Source organism: Cobetia sp. 10Alg 146 (assembly GCF_029846385.1).
Classification (GTDB): Bacteria; Pseudomonadota; Gammaproteobacteria; order Pseudomonadales; family Halomonadaceae; genus Cobetia; species Cobetia marina.
In genome coordinates, this window is the sequence record NZ_JARWKT010000002.1 from 233,010 (window position 1) to 255,059 (window position 22,050).

Annotated in this window: 22 protein-coding genes; 2 read left to right on the forward strand and 20 right to left on the reverse strand. The window is 63.4% G+C overall.

The window, feature by feature from the left end; genetic code table 11:
• Positions 1–19: 19 nt before the first annotated feature.
• From QD172_RS03970 to QD172_RS03995, 6 genes are all read right to left on the reverse strand, one after another.
• Positions 20–2,113, reverse strand: a complete 2,094-nt coding sequence (locus tag QD172_RS03970) for an ATP-dependent helicase (protein WP_279855070.1) — start codon at positions 2,111–2,113, stop codon at positions 20–22.
• Between the two features lie 69 nt (positions 2,114–2,182).
• The gene (locus QD172_RS03975) at positions 2,183–3,097 is read right to left on the reverse strand and encodes a glucosaminidase domain-containing protein (RefSeq protein WP_279855071.1); all 915 of its coding nucleotides are present in this window, start codon (positions 3,095–3,097) and stop codon (positions 2,183–2,185) included.
• 350 nt (positions 3,098–3,447) lie between these two features.
• The gene (gene htpG / locus QD172_RS03980) at positions 3,448–5,331 is read right to left on the reverse strand and encodes a molecular chaperone HtpG (protein ID WP_279855072.1); all 1,884 of its coding nucleotides are present in this window, start codon (positions 5,329–5,331) and stop codon (positions 3,448–3,450) included.
• Between the two features lie 286 nt (positions 5,332–5,617).
• On the reverse strand, positions 5,618–6,799 hold the full coding sequence (locus QD172_RS03985) for a PaaI family thioesterase (protein WP_279855073.1): 1,182 nt from the start codon (positions 6,797–6,799) through the stop codon (positions 5,618–5,620).
• A gap of 2 nt (positions 6,800–6,801) precedes the next feature.
• Positions 6,802–7,188, reverse strand: coding sequence for an MAPEG family protein (locus QD172_RS03990; protein ID WP_084209092.1), 387 nt, complete (start codon positions 7,186–7,188; stop codon positions 6,802–6,804).
• Positions 7,189–7,368: 180 nt separating this feature from the next.
• On the reverse strand, positions 7,369–7,707 hold the full coding sequence (locus QD172_RS03995) for a DUF1232 domain-containing protein (protein WP_279855074.1): 339 nt from the start codon (positions 7,705–7,707) through the stop codon (positions 7,369–7,371).
• A 221-nt stretch (positions 7,708–7,928) separates the two neighbouring features.
• Here QD172_RS03995 and QD172_RS04000 point away from each other — a divergent pair, with 221 nt between their 5' ends.
• Positions 7,929–9,923, forward strand: a complete 1,995-nt coding sequence (locus QD172_RS04000; protein WP_279855075.1) for a transglycosylase SLT domain-containing protein — start codon at positions 7,929–7,931, stop codon at positions 9,921–9,923.
• Positions 9,924–10,033: 110 nt separating this feature from the next.
• Here QD172_RS04000 and QD172_RS04005 read toward each other — a convergent pair whose 3' ends face one another.
• From QD172_RS04005 to QD172_RS04040, 8 genes are all read right to left on the reverse strand, one after another.
• Positions 10,034–10,981: a hypothetical protein gene (locus tag QD172_RS04005; RefSeq protein ID WP_191236714.1), complete on the reverse strand. Its 948-nt coding sequence runs from the start codon at positions 10,979–10,981 to the stop codon at positions 10,034–10,036.
• Between the two features lie 154 nt (positions 10,982–11,135).
• Positions 11,136–11,672: a hypothetical protein gene (locus QD172_RS04010; protein ID WP_077372307.1), complete on the reverse strand. Its 537-nt coding sequence runs from the start codon at positions 11,670–11,672 to the stop codon at positions 11,136–11,138.
• Positions 11,673–11,768: 96 nt separating this feature from the next.
• Positions 11,769–12,413: a LysE family translocator gene (locus QD172_RS04015; protein ID WP_077372304.1), complete on the reverse strand. Its 645-nt coding sequence runs from the start codon at positions 12,411–12,413 to the stop codon at positions 11,769–11,771.
• A 233-nt stretch (positions 12,414–12,646) separates the two neighbouring features.
• Positions 12,647–13,231, reverse strand: a complete 585-nt coding sequence (locus QD172_RS04020; protein WP_084209094.1) for an exopolysaccharide biosynthesis protein — start codon at positions 13,229–13,231, stop codon at positions 12,647–12,649.
• Positions 13,232–13,328: 97 nt separating this feature from the next.
• Positions 13,329–14,045 (reverse strand): divalent cation transporter, encoded by a 717-nt coding sequence (locus QD172_RS04025; protein ID WP_240499571.1) that lies wholly within the window; start codon positions 14,043–14,045, stop codon positions 13,329–13,331.
• Positions 14,042–14,467 carry a hypothetical protein gene (locus tag QD172_RS04030; protein ID WP_077372298.1) on the reverse strand — a complete coding sequence of 142 codons (426 nt, stop codon included), beginning with the start codon at positions 14,465–14,467 and terminating at the stop codon, positions 14,042–14,044. The genes QD172_RS04025 and QD172_RS04030 overlap by 4 nt, the downstream gene beginning before the upstream one ends.
• Before the next feature lie 109 nt (positions 14,468–14,576).
• Positions 14,577–14,981, reverse strand: a complete 405-nt coding sequence (locus tag QD172_RS04035; protein WP_279855076.1) for a TM2 domain-containing protein — start codon at positions 14,979–14,981, stop codon at positions 14,577–14,579.
• 169 nt (positions 14,982–15,150) lie between these two features.
• On the reverse strand, positions 15,151–15,990 hold the full coding sequence (locus QD172_RS04040) for a 2OG-Fe(II) oxygenase family protein (protein WP_077372292.1): 840 nt from the start codon (positions 15,988–15,990) through the stop codon (positions 15,151–15,153).
• Between the two features lie 248 nt (positions 15,991–16,238).
• Between QD172_RS04040 and QD172_RS04045 the strand changes: the two genes are divergently transcribed.
• Positions 16,239–16,442, forward strand: coding sequence for a cold-shock protein (locus QD172_RS04045; RefSeq protein WP_043335501.1), 204 nt, complete (start codon positions 16,239–16,241; stop codon positions 16,440–16,442).
• 228 nt (positions 16,443–16,670) lie between these two features.
• Here the strand turns inward: QD172_RS04045 and QD172_RS04050 are convergent, their stop codons facing one another.
• From QD172_RS04050 to QD172_RS04075, 6 genes are all read right to left on the reverse strand, one after another.
• The gene (locus tag QD172_RS04050; protein ID WP_065392582.1) at positions 16,671–17,219 is read right to left on the reverse strand and encodes a hypothetical protein; all 549 of its coding nucleotides are present in this window, start codon (positions 17,217–17,219) and stop codon (positions 16,671–16,673) included.
• A 212-nt stretch (positions 17,220–17,431) separates the two neighbouring features.
• Entirely contained in the window at positions 17,432–17,890 is a 459-nt protein-coding gene (locus tag QD172_RS04055; protein ID WP_077372290.1) for a nucleoside deaminase, read from the reverse strand.
• Positions 17,891–18,008: 118 nt separating this feature from the next.
• The gene (locus tag QD172_RS04060) at positions 18,009–19,034 is read right to left on the reverse strand and encodes an SPFH domain-containing protein (RefSeq protein ID WP_077372286.1); all 1,026 of its coding nucleotides are present in this window, start codon (positions 19,032–19,034) and stop codon (positions 18,009–18,011) included.
• A 103-nt stretch (positions 19,035–19,137) separates the two neighbouring features.
• Positions 19,138–19,575: an NfeD family protein gene (locus tag QD172_RS04065; protein ID WP_141392150.1), complete on the reverse strand. Its 438-nt coding sequence runs from the start codon at positions 19,573–19,575 to the stop codon at positions 19,138–19,140.
• A 142-nt stretch (positions 19,576–19,717) separates the two neighbouring features.
• Complete coding sequence (gene yegS, locus QD172_RS04070; RefSeq protein ID WP_084209096.1) at positions 19,718–20,629, reverse strand: lipid kinase YegS; 912 nt, start codon at positions 20,627–20,629, stop codon at positions 19,718–19,720.
• 89 nt (positions 20,630–20,718) lie between these two features.
• The gene (locus QD172_RS04075) at positions 20,719–21,951 is read right to left on the reverse strand and encodes a multidrug effflux MFS transporter (protein ID WP_176502746.1); all 1,233 of its coding nucleotides are present in this window, start codon (positions 21,949–21,951) and stop codon (positions 20,719–20,721) included.
• Positions 21,952–22,050 lie beyond the last annotated feature (99 nt).

Consider the following 22,050-nt stretch of genomic DNA (forward strand, 5'->3'; position numbering starts at 1 on the left):
CGGGCTGTCTTCGCTGGATTCATTCATCGGAAAGCGGGTCGCGCGGACGCGGGGGCGTGACGACCCCATCCGGGGATTCACGGGAGCTACGCTCCTCGTCACTGCCAATCCCAGGGGCTGTCGCGGGGGGCGCTTCAGGGGTCAACAGGCTACGCAGCCCCCCTGGCGGACGCCCCGGCGGCAACTGGCTGGCCATGTCATACAGCTTGCGCGCCGTGCTGTCCCTGTGCGCCTGACGCTCCAGCGCCTGGAGGCCGTCGTCGTGACGAGGCCGGGTCTGCACGTCGGGGGCCAGCTCGGCACCGGTCTGTCGGTGCTCGGCGGCGGCCCGAGTCGGTCGCACTGGTTCGTCGACGGCCTGATGAGCCCGCTTGAGCATCAGACGCTTGCGGGGCGTCAGGGCCAGTTCGGCCAGCCGCGCACGCCCCCACCAGGGGTGAGGAGCACGGCTGCCATGGGCAGCCCCCGCCGCCTGCCCCCCCACGCCCGGACGCCACATCGCCAGCATCTCGGCGGGCAACTCCTGGATCAGAGGGAAGCGCTCACTCTCGGCCTGCGCCTGCCACCAGTGGCTCAGCCGCTCGTTGAGCACCAGTAGCTGTCGTGCCCGCGTGGCAGCGGTGTAGGTCAGATTGGTGACCAGCACCTGATTGGCAAGCTGCTGTCGTTCACCGGGCAACATCAGGTCATCCGCCAGCACGACGCAATCGAACTCCAGGCCCTTGGCGCGGAAGACGGTCCCGAGCATGACGCAAGGCAGCATGACGGTCTGGTCGGCCAGGATGGCGGCCTGCAGATCACCATCCTGCCTGCGCAGCTCACCGATCCATTGATCCAGCGGCGCCTGCGCGTACCAAGAGGCCAGCTCGTGCAGGCTGCGCGCCTGATGATCATCGAGACGCGCGAGAGCCCCCAGCACCTGTGCCGGGGTCTGGCCAAGCCGCGTCAGTGTTGGCGGCAACTGACGCCACCATTGCTGCTGCTCGTGCCTGTCGCCCTGCTCCGCCAGCTGGTGGCAGCGCCACAGGCGCCAGTGGTCCAGCAGACCCGCCAACGGATAGCCTTCGATGCCGTCCAGCCATGCCACCGCGATGCCACGCTGATGCAGTGCCAGCGCTTCACCCAGCGCCGCGATGGGCCCGGCACTGATCACGGCATGTCGCGCGCCGGCGGTCAGCAAGGCCTCACGCACACCTGGTGCCGCCAGACGCGTGGCAGGCCCGAGACCGCTCATGGCCTGCTCACGCGAGGTCGGGGAACAGGCCGCCAGACGCGTTCCCAGCGCGGCCAGTGACGGCCCGAATCGCCAGGCCCCCGGCAGGGAGTAGACGGTGGCATCGCCAAGCAGCGGCGAATCCAGCGAGCTCAGTCCCTCGGCCTGGCGTGCCAGACTCTGGTGTGGGTCGCCGATCAGCAGCAGATCACAGCGCTGACGTCTCAGCATGGCCAGCAGCGCCGGCGTGGCGTCCTGGGCCTCATCCAGCATGACCAGATCGGCATCGAGCGACTGACCATGCTGGGACCACAGCTTGAGCAAGGCATTGAAGGACAGCGCCTGCTGATGGTCCGCCGGGTCCAGCAGGCACTCCCACACCAGTCGCATGCTCTCGACCAGCTGGCGCAGCTCATTGGCGCTCAAGCGGTCGGCGCAGCCCTCCGGCAGATGCTCCGGCATGGGCACGGCATCACTCAGCGTGAAGAAGGTATTGAGCCCCTGGGCGATCAGGCTGCGCGACTGACTGGACAGGCTGCCCAGCCAGTTGAGGCTCTGGGGCGATAGTCGGCGCGTGATGTCCGGCTGCCGCTTGAGCTTGTCGCCGTACTCCTCCTGCAGCGCCTGACGCGCCAGCTGGTGCAACGACAGGGACTGGACATTGGCCGGCAGCTGGCTGGCCGTACGTCCCGCGACCGCCGGGTTGAGTGAGGTATAGATGAGGATCTCATCGGCATAGGTCCGCGCCAGCTCCACCATCAGGACGGTCTTGCCGCTGCCGGCACAGGCTCGCACCACCACGCAATCGCTGTTCTCGGCACTGGTGGCCGGCGTGCGATCGCGCAGTCGCGAGGGAAAGGGGTGGGCGAGAATCCGCCGTTGATCATTGCTCAGATGCATCGGGGCATGATCCCTTCTGTCAGACCGTGGGACAAGCGATTCACGCAGGACGATATCCAGCACCAGGGCTCACGACAAGACACCATTGGCCGCCAGGCGCTCACGCACGGTACGGATCAGGCCGCGATTCCAGCGCAACAGCTCATTGAGCGTCGCGAAGTAGGCCTCGCCCCGGGTCGAATAGGCGCCCAGCATCGGGATGAGATCCTCGGCGCGCACCCGCTCGCCGGCATTGCGCAGGCGGGCCCGCAGCTGGCGCATCCTGGCATAACGCGGGTTGGCATTGAGGTTCTGGTAATAGCCCGCCAGCCCCGCCTCCAGACTCTCGAAGCGCTGATATTCACGCCCTGCCCGGCCGGTACCGCAGCCGGAGGTGAAGCAGCGCATGCCGAACAGATTGTTGGCGTTGCGGGCGTGACCGGACGTCCCCCAGCCGGACTCCTCGATGGCCTGCACCATCACCATGTCCAGTGGCAGGGTATCGATGCTCGCCAGCAGGTCGTCCCAGGGAATGCCGATGTCCGCGGCGCTGACGCTGCAGCGCTGCTGCGCCTGCTCGCACAGGGCATTCAATCGCTCCTGCTCACGCTCGCTGTAGTCTCTGCCGGCCTCGCCTGCTCGCCGACGCATCGCCTGCAGCCAGTCACGCTGCTCCGAAAGACGCTGATTCTGGGCCACCACCAGCGGGATCATCAGCTCGAAGAAGGCGACCTTGCGTGGATTGCCGGCAGCAAGGACACGCAGGTCCGGCATCTGATGGGTGGTGTCCCTGACCAGCAGCTCGTCATCCAGGCGTGCCGCCTCGGCGACCGAGCACACGGCCATCACCACCATCAAAAGGCAGAGGCCGGATCGACGTTGCATGCGTGACCTGGCAAAACGGCGCAGGAGTCGTTCGCCGGCGGCCAGCAGGCCACGAGCCATCGCGAGAGGCTGCAGGGACTGACGGCGGTTCGGGAGTCGACAGGAAAGCAGGTAGGTCATGCGCGGCGCTCATGTGATGAGACATGTGATGAGAATGGACACATCCAAGACGCATAATCACTGGCAGCGTATCTCATGAGGCTGCATGAAACCCCAAAAATGCCGTCTGGAGAAGCCCATCTCATCGCCAGCGACACGAAAGACTGACAGGCTGACAGGCACGGTTGCTGAAATACACGATGCCTGAAACACACGATGTCTGAAGCGCACGATGCCTGAAACGCACGATGCCCCCGCAGCCGGGGCTGCGGGGGCATCACGTCAAGTATGGCCGGTCACGAATGACCTGTCACGAATGACCTGTCACGACGGGCACTCGAGCCTCCACGTGACGTGTTCGGTCAGTCGTCTCAGGCGCTGAGCATGCCGTTCAGGCGACGCACGTAGGCGGCCGGGTCTTCCAGCGCGCCACCTTCGGCGATGATGGCCTGATCGAGCAGCACGTGGGCGAGGTCGGTGAAGTAGTCGCCTTCGCCGCCTTCCAGACGCGAGACCAGGGCGTGCTCCGGGTTCAGCTCGAGAATCGGCTTCACTTCCGGCAGCGGCTGGCCAGCGGCTTCCATCATCTTGCGCATCTGGTAGCCCATCTCGTGCTCCGGCAGCACCACGCAGGCCGGGGAATCGGTCAGGCGGTGCGTGATACGCACTTCCTGAACGCTATCAGACAGCGCTTCCTTGACACGCTTGACCAGATCTTCCTTGGCCTTGGCAGTCTCTTCCTGAGCCTTCTTCTCTTCCTCGTTCTCGACATCGCCGAGATCGAGATCGCCCTTGGCGACGTCGGCGAAGGACTTGCCGTCGAACTCGGTGAGGTGGCTCATCAGCCACTCATCGATACGGTCGGTCAGCAGCAGGACTTCGATGCCCTTCTTGCGGAAGATCTCGAGATGCGGGCTGGACTTGGCGGCGTTGAAGCTGTCGGCGACCAGGTAGTAGATCTTGCTCTGACCTTCCTTCATGCGTTCGACGTACTGGGCCAGCGACTGATCCTGAGTGGCGCTGTCGGTATGCGTGGTGGAGAAGCGCAGCAGCTCGGCGATCTTCTCGCGGTTGGCGTAGTCTTCCGCCGGGCCTTCCTTGAGCACGGAGCCGAACTGGTTCCAGAAGGTCTGGTACTGCTCGGGGTCCTTGGCAAGCTTCTTGAGCATGTCCAGGCCACGCTTGGTCAGCGCGGACTTGAGCTTGTCGACCTGCGGGTCCTGCTGCAGCAGCTCACGCGAGACGTTCAAGGACAGGTCATTGGTGTCCAGCACGCCCTTGATGAAGCGCAGGTACAGCGGCAGGAACTGTTCGGCGTCGTCCATGATGAAGACGCGCTGCACGTAGAGTTTCAGGCCACGCGCGGCATCACGCTGGTAGAGGTCGAACGGCGCACGACCCGGCACGAACAGCAGGCTGGTGTACTCGAGCTTGCCCTCGACCTTGTTGTGGCTCCAGCTGAGCGGGTCGGAGAAGTCGTGAGAGACGTGCTTGTAGAAGTTCTTGTACTCCTCGTCGCTGACCTCGGACTTGGAGCGCACCCACAGCGCAGTGGCGGAGTTGGCGGTTTCCCAGTGGATCTGCTCGTTGCCTTCTTCGTCCTTCTCGACACGCTGCATGCGCACCGGCAGTTCGATGTGATCGGAGTACTTGGTGACCAGGTTGCGCAGGCGATGCTCATCGGCGAACTCGAGGGCATCGTCCTTGAGGTGCAGCACGATCTCGGTACCGCGCTCGGCGCGCTCGATGTCCGCCACGCTGAACTCGCCCTCGCCACGGGACTTCCACTCGACGCCCTGGTCGGCATCGAGGTCGGCGCGACGGGTACGCACGGTGATCTCGTCGGCGACGATGAAGCCGGAATAGAAGCCGACACCGAACTGGCCGATCAGACGCGAATCCTTCTGCTGGTCACCTGACAGGTTCTTCATGAACTCGGCGGTGCCGGAGCGCGCGATGGTGCCCAGATTGGCCACCACGTCATCGCGGCTCATGCCGATGCCGTTGTCACGCAGGGTGATGGTCTTCGCGTCGGCATCGTGCTCGATCTCGATGCGCAGCTCGCTGTCGTTGCCGTAGAGGGCATCGTTGTCCAGCGCCTGGTAGCGCAGCTTGTCGCAGGCATCCGCGGCATTGGAGACCAGCTCGCGCAGGAAGATCTCGCGGTTGGAGTACAGCGAGTGGATCATGAGGTGAAGCAGCTGCTTCACTTCTGTCTGGAAGCCATGTGTTTCGGTGTGGGTGGCGGTGGTCATCGTGAAGGACCCCTCTATGTCTGTGCCTGATGTGGAAACCGGCGGCAACCTGCGTCACCGCTGCAAGGTGGTGGCGAAGGCTCGCCCGTCATTCTCGGGGACGGGTCGAGTCACGCTCTCGTGGACCAGATATGGGGCAAGGATGAACGATTTCAAGGCACTAGAGGCAGCATATTGCGCTCGGCGTCGCGCTGATTCCTTCAGCAGGTTCCGTCAGGCCAGGCGTGAGACGACAGGGCACCCGCGCGGGGTACCCTGAGGTGTCGCTGACGAAGGTGGCTGAGGATCAGGCCTCTTCATCTCTTGCCAGAGGTTCCAGCACGAAATGCATGCGCGCACTGGCGACCGGCCGTTGACTGGAGTGCTGCCAGGCACTGACGCGCACGTTGGCCATGCGCCGCCCCTCGCGCAGCACCTCACAATCGATGCGCGTGACACTGTCACCCCGCGCCGTGGCCAGATAATCGATGGAGAAATCGATCAACTTGGGCAGACGCGCCTGACGCCCTCCACGGCCATTCAAGCGCAGCACCTCGAGCGTGGCGGCCGTCTCCATCGCGGCCGCCAGCACGCCTCCATGCACGGCGGGCAACATGGGGTTGCCGACGTTCTCGGGCATGGCGGCCATCGCATAGCGAAGCGGGGTGGTCGGCAGCGGGTCATCCTCTGCCAACGAGGAGGGCGCCAGGGAGCACAGGCCCAGTCCGATGGCTCTGGCGTAGGGCAGGCTTGCCAGCAGGTCGGCAAGATCCCCTCGGGTGCGCTGGCCTTCGACGAAACGCCGGGCATGCTGCAGCCCGTTCCCCGGACGGCTGACGAACGGCTGCGACACGGCAGGGAGCGCCTCGTCGTCAGCGGTCTTCTGCGGGTCATCGATGACAGAGCCGGCCGCCCCCGCCGATGGGTGTCCCTGCGCGGCGGCCATCAGCGCTTCGCCAAATCCTGGAGGCGTATTGCGCGCCCCCAGGCGAACGAAGTTGCCGATGGCGCGACACAGAAGCTTGCCCGGTTGCTGCCAGATCTGCGCTTCGGTGAAGACCATCGACTCGGTGACACGCAGGACGCGTGCCTCGCCGATCAACGCCATGCCTTCCACCCCGGGACGATAATGATCGAGGCGCAGATCCAGCGTCGGGCAGACTTCCGGACGCTCAAGGCCCGTCAGGACGGCACTGCCGCACAGGGTGTCGGCGAACATCGTCAGCACGCCGCCGTGCACCAGGTGGCGATGCGGGTCCCCCACCAGTGCCGCCTGCCAGGGTAACGTCATGCGCACGGCTGGCGCGGCGACCTCATCGACACTGACCTGCAATCTCGCGGTATGCGGAATGAAGCTCACGAACCCCGTCAGCGCCCTCACCCAGCTGGCGTCATCCAGCCCTCCTCCCGCCGCCGGCACGTCAGCGCGATTGACGGCCAGCCCCAGCAGACTGTGCGGCCCGTCTTCCGTCGCCTCCGACGCCGTCACCGTCACATCCATAGCGGTATCGCGATCAGCGCGAGGGAGACCAGATAGCCGACGCCCCACAGCAGGGAGCGCAAGAGCGCGATATTGGCCAGATAGCAGCCCCAGTACCCCAGACGCGCCAGCACGAAGATCACCGCCAGAGTGGTGGCGATCGGCGCGCCGGGTGCGACGATGACACTCACCAGCACCCCGGCGGCAAACAGCGGGAATGCCTCGTTGCTGTTCTGATGCGCGGCGAGCGCACGCGCCCCGAAGCCCGTGAGTTCGCGCTGCTGCGCGCGGGGGTCATGGTTGTCATAGCGTCCGGTACGTTGCTGGGCCCAGGCGACGGGCGCCTTGGTCAGCACCAACATCAGCGCCGCGAACAGCAGACAGGCATAGATCAGCATGCAGGATTTCCTCGAGACTCGTCATGAAAGGCATCGTCCGCCAGGGCGCGTGTGCATGTCACCGGCACGACGCGGTTCAAACTGGTGTTTGATGATCCCTCACGAGCATGACAGGTGATCCTCATCGCCGCCATGCGGCCAATGGGCAGTGCCCTGCCACCGCATGATCCGCCAGCGCCGTCAGGGTGCCGAGGGATCGGAAGGCTCGGGGTCAGGGACCTCGCCGCGCCACAGGCGATAGTCGGCCAGCGCATCATCGAGCTTGCCGAGCAACCAGGTCACGATCACCAGATCATCCAGAATCCCCAGCCCCACCAGCATGTCGGGGATCAGGTCCAGCGGCGAGACCAGATAGAGCAACGCACCTGCGGCCAGTCCCAGCGCCTTCCACGGCACCGGACGATAACGTCCACTGATCACGTCACGGCACAGCGGAACGAGTGTACGCAATGCCGCTCCGGCCTTGCCCAATACGCGTCGGCGACCAAACAGGCGGGTCAACCACATTGCCTTGCCCATGGGAACACTCCTCGTACATTGCCTGTATCGCAGGTATTGCATGTATTGTGACTGTCAGCATCCATCGACACTGTCATTCCTCGTCATCGGCTGCCACGATAGCCCTCAATGGGTGCTATCTCTGCAACCCCTGATACACGACATCGGGGCACTGGGGCGTCTACGCAAGATGCGGGCGACGCCTCAGCCCTCTTCACCTCGTTCATCGCAGGAGTCTCCAGGTGACACTAGGCAAGTTCGTATCCCCACCGGGCCGCGGCGCCCGCGCCATGCGCCGCTTCACATCGTTGCGCCATTTGACAAGCCTGAGTCTGCTGCTGGGCCTCAGCCTGCCGCTGCAAGCGGCCACCCCCAGTGATCAGAGCTTCCGCGCTGCGCTGGAGGATGCCCGAGCCAAGCGCTTCCAGGATATCCAGCAGGTCGCCGTCAACGGCCATGTGCTGGAAGGCTATATCGAATATCACCAGCTCAAGGCACGCCTGCCCTACGCAACGCCGGCGGAAGTCCTGTCCTTCATGGAGCGTCACGCCGATTCCCCCCTGGCGGAGTGGATGCGCGGCCAGGCCATCTCGGCCTACGGGCGCACCGGACGCCATGATGCTTTGCTCGAGGTCAGCGATGGCGTGCCGGCCGGCGCTAGCCGTCAGTGCCATTACTACACGGCACAGCTGAACAATGATTTCGCCAGCGCCTCGCAAGGCGGCCTGAAACTCTGGCATGTCTCGGGCTCGCAGGATTCCGCCTGTGACCCGCTGTTCTCGACGCTGCGCGAACGTGGCGTGATCGATGATCAGGCCGTCTGGGAACGCATGATGCTCGCCTGGGCCGCCGGTCAGGGCAGCATGGTCAGCTACCTGGAACGCCAGCTGTCGGGCAACTGGCAGCAGGCCATCGCCGCACGTGAGCAGCTGGACGGCAACTTTGCCGCCATTACCCGGATTCCGACCGATCTGGGTCACGGTGGGCATGCCTTTGCCGCGCTCAGTGTCGCTGCCATGCATGGCTTCGTGCGCGCGGATACCGAGGCAGCCCTGGAGGCCTGGCGCAAGGTCAGCCCGCACATGCCGCTGAGCGATGAGCAGCGTCATGAGGTCGAGCGTGATCTGGCCTGGTATTCCCTGGTGCGTGACATTCCCAACAACCAGGGCTGGGTGGATGAGCGCCTGGCCATGCTCGATGATGAGGAGCTGTTCGACCTGCGCATGCGCAATGCCATTCGCGATGGCGCCTGGGGCGAGGTACGCGAATGGGTCCTCAAGATGCCGGAACGCTTCAGTGGCGAAGCCCGTTATCAGTACTGGCTGGGCCGTGCGGATGACAGCCTGGGACGCCGGGATGAGGCACGCGCCGCCTGGGCACGCGCCAGTGGCGAACGCAACTTCTATGGTTTCCTCGCCTCGGACCGGATCGGCAAGGCCTATTCGCTCAATCGCGATGACCAGACCTTCGATGATGCGCAACTGGCAGAGATTGCCCGCACCCCGGCCGTCAGGCGTGTCAGGGCACTGATGGAGATCGATGAGATCGGTCTGGCGCGTTCGGAATGGTTCAATGCCGTGAGCCAGGCCGATGACGCCGGCGCGCGTCGCCTGGCGGCTTACGCCCTCAAGCAGCAATGGTATGACCTGACCGTGTTCGCAACCATTCGCGGCAAGCTGTGGGATGGCCTGTCCTGGCGCTTCCCGCCCGCCTGGCAGCAGGACTTCCAGCGCTATGGGGCCAACGCCGGCGTGGACCCCTGGATGCTGATGGCACTGGCGCGTCGCGAGAGTGCCTTCAATCCTACCGCCACCTCGCCCGTGGGTGCCCGTGGGCTGATGCAGCTGATGCCGGGCACGGCGGCCAAGGTCAGTCGTGACCTGGGGCTTGCCACGCCCAGCCATGCCGCGCTCGGAGACCCGGACACCAACATCCGCCTCGGCAGCACCTATATCCGCGAGATGCTGGACCGCTACTCCGGCAATCGCCTTGCGGCAGCGGCGGCCTACAACGCAGGCCCGGGCCGCGTGGATCGCTGGCTGGCCGATACCCCGCGCGAATATGACCGCTTCGTGGAGCGCATTCCCTTCAAGGAAACCCGTGAGTACGTCAAGGCAGTACTGGCGTATCGCGTCATCTTCGAGTCGCTGGCCAAGGGCACGAGCGACGGCGTCAGAGTGGTCAGTGAGCGCGAGGTCAATCAGCCCTACACCACCGCGCTGGTGGACCGCCGCTGAAGAGAATCATGCCGAACGTCCAGCGCACGCGCTGACAGACCACTCATGACGTCACACACGACAACGCCAGCCTCAGGGCTGGCGTTGTCGTCGTGCGTCTCCGCTACGGCTCAATCATCGCGTCGGGCATGGATTCCCGATAGCGGTGGCGTCTGGCCGTCGCCCTGTCGGGGGGCTTCCTCATGCTGGGGAGCGTAGCGATTCAGCGCCTCGGCATAGCTCAGCGGACGCCCATCACCGCTGTCGCGCTGACTGCCCTTCCAGTTCTCGTCCTTGCGGGCGAGAGAGGGATTCGCGGGAAATGTCGAGGGCGAGGTCTCATGGGGTATCTGGCGAGCCCCATCCGAGTGACGAGCCGAATGGCTGACGCGAGGGCGGCGCCACAGGCGCCAGGCCAGTATCAGCCCCCCTGCCCAGCTGACGCTCCCCAGCAGCCCGTAGGCGATCATGCTCCAGACATTGCCGGGACGATGGCCCGCATTGATGATGATCACCCGCGACAGGTCGATGTCCGGCCAGCGTTCACTCAACAGAGCGCGCTCATCGCCGGGCAGGTCGGTCTCGGCATGCAGCACGGTACCGAATAGGCCATCCGGGAACTCGATGAGCGGCGGGACGTTCTTCAGACTCTGGACGGAATCGGTACGCACCAGCACGCCCATGCGCTCGATGCGCGGCCACTCGTCCGAGGGAATGCCATCGATGCCACCGAAGGCGCGTGACAATCCTGCCAGCTCCAGCAGATAGGGGTTCATGTCCGAGATCACCGGGTAATAGAGCGTCTCGATACGCTGCCCACCTTCGGCAGCCGCATCCAGACGAAAGGTCTCGGCATGTTCGCGATAGACCGCCCAGTGATCGCGTAGCGACACGAACTGATTGACCGGTAGATTGCCCTGTTCGACGGCTTCCAGGTTCAAGGTCTCAGGCCGGGACGTGACACGGCCCACCCAGCGTCCCTCCTCGAAGGCAAACAGCCAGGCCGCCAGCCCCACGAGCAGCAAGACGACGATACCCGCCCCGGCCAGCCGGCGACGCAAGGTGTAGGAAGGACTCATTGGTTAGCATTCCCTGCTTCTGCCAGCCTGACGTGCGGCCGGTCTTGATGTAATGACGACACGAACCATCGTGATCTTCACGACAGCATACCTCATCCACTCACGCGACCTTTCCACACTCGGCCGGCCACGCGACAGCGGTGAGCGTCCGGACTCAAGGGCCCTTGAGTCGCGAGGACAGACGCTCACTTTCACGACAGTAGCGCTGACGCAGACGCAGCACCTCAAGTGAGTTGCTCGACAGCGCATCCAGCACATAACGATTGCAGGCGCGTTCCGCACGTTTCTGGGCAGCTTCCAGCGCCTTCCGCGCCTCACGCTGGGCAGGTGTCATCCCGGCATAGGGGTCGCGCAGGGGCTTGTAGGTGGCGGCCGCCTTGCAATACATGGTGCGAGTGTCGAGATGGGCAGCACGCCCCCTCTGCTGCAGGGCGTGACAGGTCTCGACGAACAGACGGCTGGCCATGCGTGAACAATCACGTTGCTCCGCCGCGCTGCCGGTCTTGCTCAGCCGGGCACACACCGACTCCTCCTGGATACGCCACAACTGATGACGGAAGTCGACGGTGTAGCCGTGATAGAGCACCTGTACCTGCTGGACACGCGAATCGTAGACATCGCTGATATCACGAGACTCAAGATGGGTCACGATCTTGAGGAAGGAGGCAAGGGTCAGCGTAGCAGGATCCATGTGGCGTGAGGGATAAGGCGTTCATCCCCGGCTTCTCCGTCGCAGTGAGTGCTCTCGTGCCCGCAAAGGGCCGCGTGCAGATGTCAGACGCCGCCGTCAGCGGCTCAGGGCCAGGCGCGCGCCGAGTGCCACCATCACGGTGCCGGTGATGCCTTCCATCCAGCTGGCGACACGGGGTCGAGCCAGCCAGCGCCCGGCACCGCCCACCATCACCGCCACACCGATCTGCCACAGGTTGGCGATCACGAAGTGGACACCTGCCAGCCACAGCGACTTGAGAATGGCCGGGTCGGTCGGTGCGATGAACTGCGGCAGGAACGCCATGTAGAAGACGACGGTCTTGGGGTTGAGCACGTTGGAGAGGAAGCCTTCGCGCAACGGTTGCCAGAGAGAGACTCGCTGACGCGCGACATCGGCCTGGATATCCAGCCCGCGAGTGCGGCGCGCGCTGAGCAGACTCTTGATCCCCAGCCATACGAGATAGGCAGCACCGACCAGCTTGAGTGCCGAGAAGGCCCAGGCGGATTGCAGAAGAATCAGCGAGATCCCCGCCGACGACACCAGGGCATGCACGAAGAGTCCGGCACAGATGGCAACACTGGTGAGCACCCCGTCACGCAGGCCGCCACGCAGGGTGTTGCGAATCACCAGCAGGGTGTCCACTCCGGGGGTCACGGTGAGCAGCGTGATGGCCACCACGAATGACCAGAACGCGGTATCGAACTGAATGAAGTCAAACATGCCGCATATCCTTGTGACGGACTTCTCCACGCCCTGCGGCATGAACGGATGTCCAGTCTAAGCGAGGGATGCGAGCCTGAAAAGTCATCGCTGACAACCTTCAGACCGCCAGCCCATCCTCATCGCTCAACTGCCGCCCTCGCCCCCACCTCGGCGTGATCCCTTCCACTGAGACTCACTCATGCCTTCGGGGGAGCCGCCCCGGGCGCCGAGGCGCCGCAGGGGCAGCGCCTTCAACCGACCAGCCACAATCCCGCCACCACATCGGCAAGCAGCACCGCCAATGCCAGCAGAATGACGACGCCATCCTCACCGATCAGCCCCAGCCCGAGCAGCAACAGCGTCGCGGCGGGCAGTGCCGAGGCAAACGGCACCAGCTCCAGCGGCACCATGGTGGCCGCCAGCAGAATGGCCAGTGCAGCGATCAGACGATAGGCGATACCACGTGTCATGAAACCGAGCCGCGGCTTGAGCAATCGGTCGATGCGCCGTGTCCAGGGACGCGCTCGCTGCACGCCATGGGTGAGGCGCTCATGCTCGAAACTGAAGCTGGCCAGCCGTCTGGGCAACCAGGGAGTGCGATGGCCCAGCAACAGCTGGAAGGCGATCAGCCCGATGAACAGCGCACAGGTAGTCGGCACGCCCGGAATGGCCCCGGTCGGCAGCAGAACCAGCAGCGCCGGCAACACCAGCAAGGGGCCGAAGCCGCGTGAATTGAAATGTTCCAGTATGGCACCCAGCGAGATGTCGCCTTCTATCTCGCGGTCCAGCTCTTCCAGCAATGCGGTGAGACCGCTGTCCTTGGCGTGTTCGCTCATGAGATATCCGTGGTGAGACGTGACAGGGAAGAAAGAGCAGACACATGGCAATACCGATGTCGGTGAGTCCTGCTGTCGGCAAGCGGATCGCCTGCCATCAGCCGACCAGACGTTCACCGAGCATGCCGATCATGAATCCCAGCGTGGCCCCCAGCGGTGGAGACCAGTGATGCACCACTCGCGCCTGGGGGGCGATGTCCTGAAAGATCAGATACAGGATGCCTCCCGCCGCGAAGGCCATCAGCCCGCCCAGCAACCGGGGGGCATCCGCCAACCACAAATGGCCGGAGAAGGCCGCCAGCGGACCGAGCAATGACAGCAGCAGGAAGGCGCCCAGCCCCTGTCGCGCGGTGAGGCCAGCGCCTTCCAGCTCCCGATAGGCATTGAAACCTTCTGGCAGGTTCTGCACGGCGATGAACAGCGCCATCAGCATGGCCGCCGCAGGTGAGGCGGATGCCAGGGCCCCGAGAGCGATCGCCTCGGGGATGAAGTCCATCAACATCGCCAGCAGCTGTCCCCTGGCGTCGCCGCTGCGAGCCAGCCAGCGATCCAGCTGCATGAAGACGAGCGCCCCGAGCAGAAACAGCCCGAGAAGAGGCAGGACGGACAGGGATTCCATGGCGCGAGGCACCAGCACCAACGCGACCGCTGCCAGCAGGATGCCTCCCCCCAGCGCCGTGATGCCAGCCAACCAGCTGCGCTTGACGTGGGTTTCGTGGCTACGCTCCAGTTGCGCGATCACCCCGCCCAGCGGGATGCACAACCCGGCCGCCCAGGCCATCGCCAACATTTCCCAGGGGAGGTCTGCCATCATGCTGCCGGGCGGCCACCAGGGGCCGGACGTTCACCCAGCACGCGCATCAGCAGGCTGGTACCGAGCCCCCAGGCACCATTGAGAATCAGCCCGCCGATGATCATCATCGGCACCACGGCGATGCCCTTGAGCGGGAAGACGACCAGCATGGCCACTGCCGTCGGACCGACGGCACCGAATGCCAGACTGATCAGCCAGTGGCTCATGCCGGTGCTGCGGCGTACCAGCGCCCATAGCGGCAGTCCCCATAGCCCGCCCCAGAAGGCCAGCGAGAGCACTGACGGAACGCCCAGTGGCCCGGCAGGGGTCATGTTGTAGGGCGCCTTGGGCAGGATATCGGCCAGATAGAAGAGCCCGAACAGCCCCTGATGGAAGATCAGGGTCGCCAGAAAAGCCGCCACGAAAGCCTTGAGCCAGATCATGTGAACATCCTTGTGATTGAGGCCGCCTGCACTGAAGGGCGGCGGCGTCCGGACAGCCCCGGAGCCACCTCCGGGGACCGATGCGGCACTGACGCTTGCCGAAGGTGGATCAGCCGGCCTGTTCCTGGGAGATCTGCTCGTTGAGCGTCCAGAAATCATAGAGCACGCCGATGAAGAACAGCCCACCGGTACACAGATAGATCAGCCCGGTCAGCCACTTGCCCATGTACATGCGGTGGACGCCGAATACGCCCAGGAAGGTGAGCAGAATCCAGCTCAGCGAGTAGTTGATTGGCCCTTCACGAAAGCGGAAATCCGCCTCGCGGTCCATGGCGGGAATCAGGAACAGGTCGATCAGCCAGCCGATCCCCAGCAGGCCGAAGGTGAACAGCCAGATGGTGCCGGTGACCGGTTTGCCATAGTAGAAACGATGGGCGCCGAGGAAACCGAAGATCCACAGCAGATAGCCCATGGTCTTGGAGTGCGTGTCCTGTACGACGGGCGATGCGGTCATCTGTAAAGCCTTAGCCGTGAAACGGCAGATCATGATTGCGAATACAGTCAATGCGGTCTTGGCGGGCGGGAATCAAGCCTCTCGTGCCCGCAAGCCCTGTCCAGACGCGACAACGCCACCCACGCAGCCGCGCGGGTGGCGTTGAAGCCTGTCGTGTCGTCACCGAAGCCTAGATCACGCCCAGTTCGCGCAGACGTTCCTTGAGATAGGAATCCGCGGTGTGCTTGTCAGACAGCACCACTTGTGGACGCGGATGCAGGAAAAGCGGCAGGGACAGACGCGACTGACTGCACCCTTCCCCCGTCGGATTGATCACGCGATGCGTGGTGGAGGGGAAATAGCCGCCACTGGCTTCCTGGAGCATGTCGCCGACATTGATGACCAGCTGACCCGGATCACAGGGCACGTCCATCCATTCACCATCGACATCCATCACCTGCAGCCCCGGCTCATTGGCGGCAGGCAGCACGGTCAGCAGGTTGATGTCCTCATGGGCAGCGGCACGCACGGCACCCGGCTCTTCCGAACCGGTCATCGGCGGATAGTGCAGGACGCGCAAGAGCGTCTGCCCACTGTCCTTGATCATGTTGGAGAGCGGCTCACGATAGAGCTCGGCCACTTCAGCGGGCGAATGCGCTTCCACCCAGCTCAGGAGCTCCGCGGCGAAGGCTTCTGCCTGACGGTAGTACTCCATGGCATTCTCGCGCAGGCTGTCCGGAATCTTTCCCCACGGATAGATGTGGTAGTACTCCTTGAGGTCCCGCGCCGTATGACCCTTGGCGGTTTCGGAGACATCCGCCGGGAAGAGACCATCCTGAGTCTTCGGGTCGTAGCGCCACTCCAGCTTGTCGGCACTCGCGAAGAATTCCGCCCATTCAGCGTAGATCTTCTCGACCAATTCATGAGAAATCGGATGATTGCGAATCACGCCGAAGCCTGTCGTGCGCAGGGATTCGACAAATTTTTCGGCAGCATCGGCCGAGCGGTAATCTACGTTCTGGACCTTCATGGCATTTCCATCTATGTTGGCTCTGTGTACGCATCCTACTTGAGCAGGCAGACGTCGCCAATACGACGACTGACTATTCGGTCAAGATGCGAACATGTGCAGTTTCTACTGCAGGCGTAGGTTAAGCAGGAAAGGATGTCGTCGCAGGACGTAACGCGTCTCTCTGGTGGAATTCCCCCTAGCCGCACCAACGCAATCCGGTCTGATGGGCAGACCACCAACATCATCACGTAAGCAAGGAAAGAATCATGGCAACTGGCACAGTCAAGTGGTTTAACGACACCAAAGGTTTCGGCTTCATTTCTCCGGACGACGGCGGCGACGACCTGTTCGCGCACTTCTCTGAAATTCAGGCAGAAGGCTTCAAGTCCCTGCAGGACGGCCAGAAGGTTTCCTTCGACGTCACCCAGGGCAAGAAAGGCCTTCAGGCCGCAAACATCAAGCCGGTCTGATCACCTGATCACTCCGGTCAGTCCACCCTCACCGGTGGCCTGATGATGGCAAGACACAGAAACGCCCGCCAATAGGCGGGCGTTTCTGTGTCCGCTGCCTCCGCCAGAGCGATGGCACTACATCGCTTCAGGACGGCATGAGAGCAAGACGCACAACGCCGCAGCACGGGGCCGCGGCGTTGCAGGCAGGACATTCACTCACATGAGTGATGGCATTGCCTCAAACGATCACTGCTGAGCGTCATCAACGGATTCGTTGGCCGCCTTCTGAGCTTCATTGATCTCGGCGTTGGCTTCTGCCGCAGCGTCATCACCCTGCTGTTCAGCGGAGTTGGTCAGTTCAGCAGCCTGCTCCTTGGTGGAGTCGTAGGCGTTCTTGGCAGCATCGGCGGTGGCGTCAGCGGCATCGTTCACACCCTGCTTGGCGGACTCGTAAGTCTCGCTGGCGGCGTTCTTGGTCGCATCGAGGGCATCATCGCTCTCGGCGGCAGCTTCGTCACCCATGGCGTCAGCGGACTGCGCTGCGTCATCGGCCATGTTGTCAGCCTTGTCAGCCGCGTCGTCCATTTCAGCAGCAGCTTCATCTGCAGCCTGGTCCATCTCGGCAGCAGCGGCTTCAGCAGCCTGATCGGCACTCTGCTCAGCCTGCTCTGCGCTTTGCTCTGCAGACGTCTCGGCTTGCTGGGCGGCCTTGTCGGTATCGCCATTGTCACAACCGGCGATGGCCAGGGACAGGCCAGCGGCCAGTGCGGGAATCATCCATTGCTTGAGCTTCATCGTCTTCTCCTTGATAGGTGGGGAGTCATCAGCCCCTTGTTTCCTGCGCAAAGCATTGCAACAAAGGTCGAGTATTCATGCAAGCGAAAGCGTGTTCAAACGCTTGGATGACTTCAACATGGTGCTCGCTTGGCAGCTTTTCAAGCAAATCGCCCTTTCAGTAGCATGAAAATGTTAACGAACACCATTTCTTTTCTCTGACGACTCTCTGATCACTCTCCGATATCTTCGTTCCATACTTCCGGCTGTTCGCGGATGAATGTCTCCATCAGCTCCCGACAACGCGCATTGTCCACGACGTCCACCTTGACGCCTTGAGCGCGCAGATGGTCTTCCGCGCCCATGAAGGTCCTGTTCTCACCCACGACGACATGGGGAATCCCGTAGAGCTGGATGGCGCCACTGCACATCGGGCACGGTGACAAGGTAGTGTAGAGCACGCACTCGCGATAGACCTTCGCCGGCAGACGTCCGGCATTCTCCAGCGCATCCATCTCACCGTGCAGTACCGTGCTGCCTTTCTGCTGACGCTGGTTGTGGCCACGCCCGATGATCTTGCCATCGTGGACCAGTACCGAGCCGATCGGTACGCCACCTGCGGCATGGCCCTTCTCGGCCTCCTCGATGGCCGCTTGCAGGAAACCTTCGTGATCCTGAGTCTGCGCTGACATGGTCTTGCTCCTGAATATTCAGTAAGGGGGTTCAGTCATGAAACATCGGCGATGACGACATGGGGAGGCCACCCTGCAGGCACGCCCCTGTGAGCGAACCTGGCGTGAACGGCGAGCATCACCCGAGTCCCGCTTCCCCTGTCATCATCTGACGGGCTCGTCTCAGCCCTTCATTGCCGGCATTGGTGGGCTCACCGACTTCATTGGCAAGCTCGCGGAAGCTGCCCATCGCACCGAGCAGCGCCGAGGCTTCATAGGGGATGAAGACTCGATCACCGTCACGGGCCATGTCCGGCAGCATCTGCAGGTATTTCTGTCCCAGCATGTAGCCCACCACCAGCTGCGGATCTTCCGCCCCGATGGCATCACGCAGCTGGTAGATGGCCTGGCGCTCACCTTCGGCACGCAGGATGGAGGCCTGCTTGTCGCCCTCGGCGCGCAACACCGCGGACTGTTTCTCACCTTCCGCCGTGGCGATGGCCGCCTCGCGCTGACCATTGGCCTCGGTGACGGTGGCACGACGCCGGCGCTCGGCCGCCATCTGCAGACGCATCGCATCCTCGACTTCATCGGGCATGCTGATGTCCTGGATCTCGACTCGGGTGACCTTGACGCCCCACTTGTCACCGACCTCATCCATGGTGACCTGCAAGGCATCATTCACTTCCTTGCGACTCTCGAACAGCTTGTCGAGCTCCATTCGTCCGATCTCGGAACGCAGACTGGTCTTGGCGAGCACCTCGATGGCCTGGGTGAAGTTCTCCACTTCATAGACCGCACGCTTGGGGTCGACGATCTGGAAATAGAGAGCGCCATTGACGGTCACCGTCACGTTGTCCGTCGTCACCACGCTCTGCCCCGGAAAGTCCATCACCGTCTCACGACGGTCGATGCGCGTCTCCTCGACCACCAGCGGCAGGTTGTCGCCCTTGATCTGGCGATAGCGGCGAATGGTAATCGAGCGCGGCTTGTCGATGAAAGGCACGACCAGATTGATACCGGATTCCAGAGTACGGCTGTAGCTGCCGAGCCGTTCTATCACGACGGCTTCGGACTGCTGGACGATCATCAATCCCTTGGCCAGCAGAATGACGACAAGCGCCACGATGAAGAGAATGATGATGAGACCCGGACTGATGATCATGTTGCTCAACTCCCTTGAACTGGGCAGCTTCCTGCCGCCCGAATGAATGGTGATATCACCACTTGCCCGACCGTCAGGACGGCGAGGCGGACCTTGAGACAGATTACTCGACGCGCTCCACGCAGAGCGTGATGCCTTCGACGCTGAGGATCCTGACCGTGTCCCCCGCTGCCGGCTTCGTCTCCCCCTCCCAGCGTAGCGGATACTCATTGCCTGACACGCGCACGGCAAGTTTGCCGCCGTTGCCGATGATCACCTTGGCCAGCTGCCCGGTCTCCGCGCCACTGCCCAGGGTACCGTAGGGCGTCTTGGGCAACAGATAGGGATGGATCTTGCGGACGAACAACGGCACGACCACCAGCGCCGTGATCGCCACGCTGATCAGCTGGACGTTGAGCCCCGCCCCGAGAACGGATGCCAGAGCGCCACTCAGCGCACTGACCCCCAACGCCAGCAGCACGAATTGCGCTCCCAGCAACTCAAGCCCCGCCAGAATCAACCCGAGAATGACCCAGAGATGCCACGCTGCCACACCTGTCATGCCATCGTTCTCCCAAGCGTTTCTCTCGTCCATTGCGGTCAAGAGACTGAAGAAATCTCGTGCTGAAAATGCCACGAGCGCAGCCCGAGTAAACCTCAGACTGCGCTCGTGTACCAGACTGGCATCGATGATGAGAGGAGCGCTAGCGATTCGCCTGCAACAGCTCGGTATCCGCCGGCGCCACCAGTTGCAGTGCCTGTGGCGCGATACTGAACTCGCTGTCCTCGATCAGATGACTCTCGCCGTCCAGATTGACCGGCAGCGGCTCCCCTCGATAGCGCAGCGTATCGGTACGCACATAACGCACGAAATGACCGTTCTCAGGCAGGGATTCCAACTCTTCCACCACCTCACCGATGCGCGCGATGGGGAAATCACGAATCACCAGCACATCGAAACCGGCATCATCGAGCAAGGCCCGTGGCGCCAGCTCCTGCCCGCCACCGGCCTGCCGACCATTGCCGATGGCCAGCACGAACAGCGCAAGCTCTTCCTCGACCCCATCGAGCGTGAGACGTCCTCGATAGGGACGGAAATCCCACGCCTTGAGCACGCCCATCAGCGAATAGGCCCCACCCCCGAACAGCTTCTTGAGTCCGGCCGGGGTCGAGCGGGTCACCTCCGCTCCGAAACCGGCCGAGGCGACATTGAGGAAGTAGGCATCATCGAGCTGCACCAGATCCACCGCTCGTGATTGCCCTTCACAGGCCAGTGCCAGAGCCTCGGAGATACCGGGCGGTATCCCGAGCGAGGTCGCCAGGTCATTGGCCGTCCCCAGCGGAAGAATGGCCAGTTCCGGACGTTGAGCCCGTGGATGCGTCATCAGCGCATTGGCCAGCAGGTTGAGCGTGCCATCCCCGCCCCCGGCAATCAGGCGTGTGACGCCTTCCGCGATCGCTTCATCCACCAACCTCGCGACATCCTGTGCTTCGAAGGTCAGACGTATCTCCAACCCCTGGGTGCGCTCACGCTGGGCGAACAAGGCATCACGCAGCTCAGGCTGCTGTGCCTTCTCACCGTTGAGTATCACGCGCACACGCGCCGCTGATTCCATGTGGTGTCTCCTTGGCGACATGCGGATCGAGCGACAAGCATACTCCCGTCAGGCCTCAGGAATGAACCACCCACGCGAGCCCACATCGGTTAGCTGCCCTGAGGTGTCTCATCGACGCCAAGCCCCGGCTGACGGCGCGCGCCCAGCAACAGCAAGGGAAGAATCATCACCACGCTGATCAGGAGCAATCCCTGTTGCGGCGCCAGCGGGGTACTGAGCAGCGCGGTGGCCACGATGGCCGAGCCCCCCAGCTGAATGCTGCCCAACAGCGCAGCCGCCGTACCGGCACGCTCACCGAAGGCTTCCAGCGCCAGACTGGAAGCGGCGCCCAGGGCCAGCGAGAAACCGACTGACAGCACTCCCACCGGCACCATGAAGGCTGCCGCCGACAACGGCAACCAGGCCATGGCGGCCCCTTGCATCAGCCCGGAGACCAGGATGATCGCCAGTCCCAGCCGAACCGTCGGCTGGCGTCCCAGCCGGGTGATCACGCGCGGTGCGAAGAAGAACGTCAGGATATTGATCACGGCGTTGCCCCCAAACATCGCGCTGAAGGCAAGCTCGGAATGGCCCAGCGTTTCCACCAGCAACTCGGAAGAGGAGGAGACATACAGCAGGATCGCACTCATCGCCGACATGGCCACCAGCGCCTGATACAGGAAGCGCCAGCTGGTCAGCACCGGGCGATACCGCGCCCAATTGTAGAGCGGACGCTCCACCACCGTGTTGGCGGGGCGCGTCTCGGCGAACAACCGCCAGGCGGCTGACCCGACGCACAGCGCGAAGAACCCCATGAACAGGAAGTTGGATCGCCACCCGAACTGCACCGCCAGCAGGCCGCCCAGAACCGGCGCCAACGCCGGAATGATGCACAACGCGCCGTTGAGGTAGCTGTACATCCTGGCACCCTGCTCCGGCGTATAGCAGTCACGCACCGCCGCGAAGGCCACCGTGACGGTGGCACAGGCCCCCAACCCCTGCAGGATGCGCCCGACATACAACATGCCGATGTCCTGGGCCAGCGTCGCGACCACGGCACCTGCCAGATAGACCAGCGCGCCGCCCAGCAAGGCGGGACGACGGCCATAGAGGTCCGTCAGCGGCCCGACCAGAATCTGGCCGACCCCCACCGCACCGAGAAACAGGGTCACCGTCATCTGCATCACGTCGGTGGGCTGCGCAAACTCGCGCGCCATCGCCGGCAGCGATGGGAGATAGATATCGATCGCCAGCGGCGAGAACATCACGCAGCCGACCAATAGCAGCAACAGTTGTCGGGCACTCGGCAGGGGCCGTGCGGTAGCGGAGGAAGACGCGGACATGGAGTCTCTCATGGAGTCGGAAGGCAGCTCAGCGGCGAATGGCGAGCGAGTCGGAAGCTGCAGAGACTAGCGCCTGTGACTTATGCTGCAAAATGATAT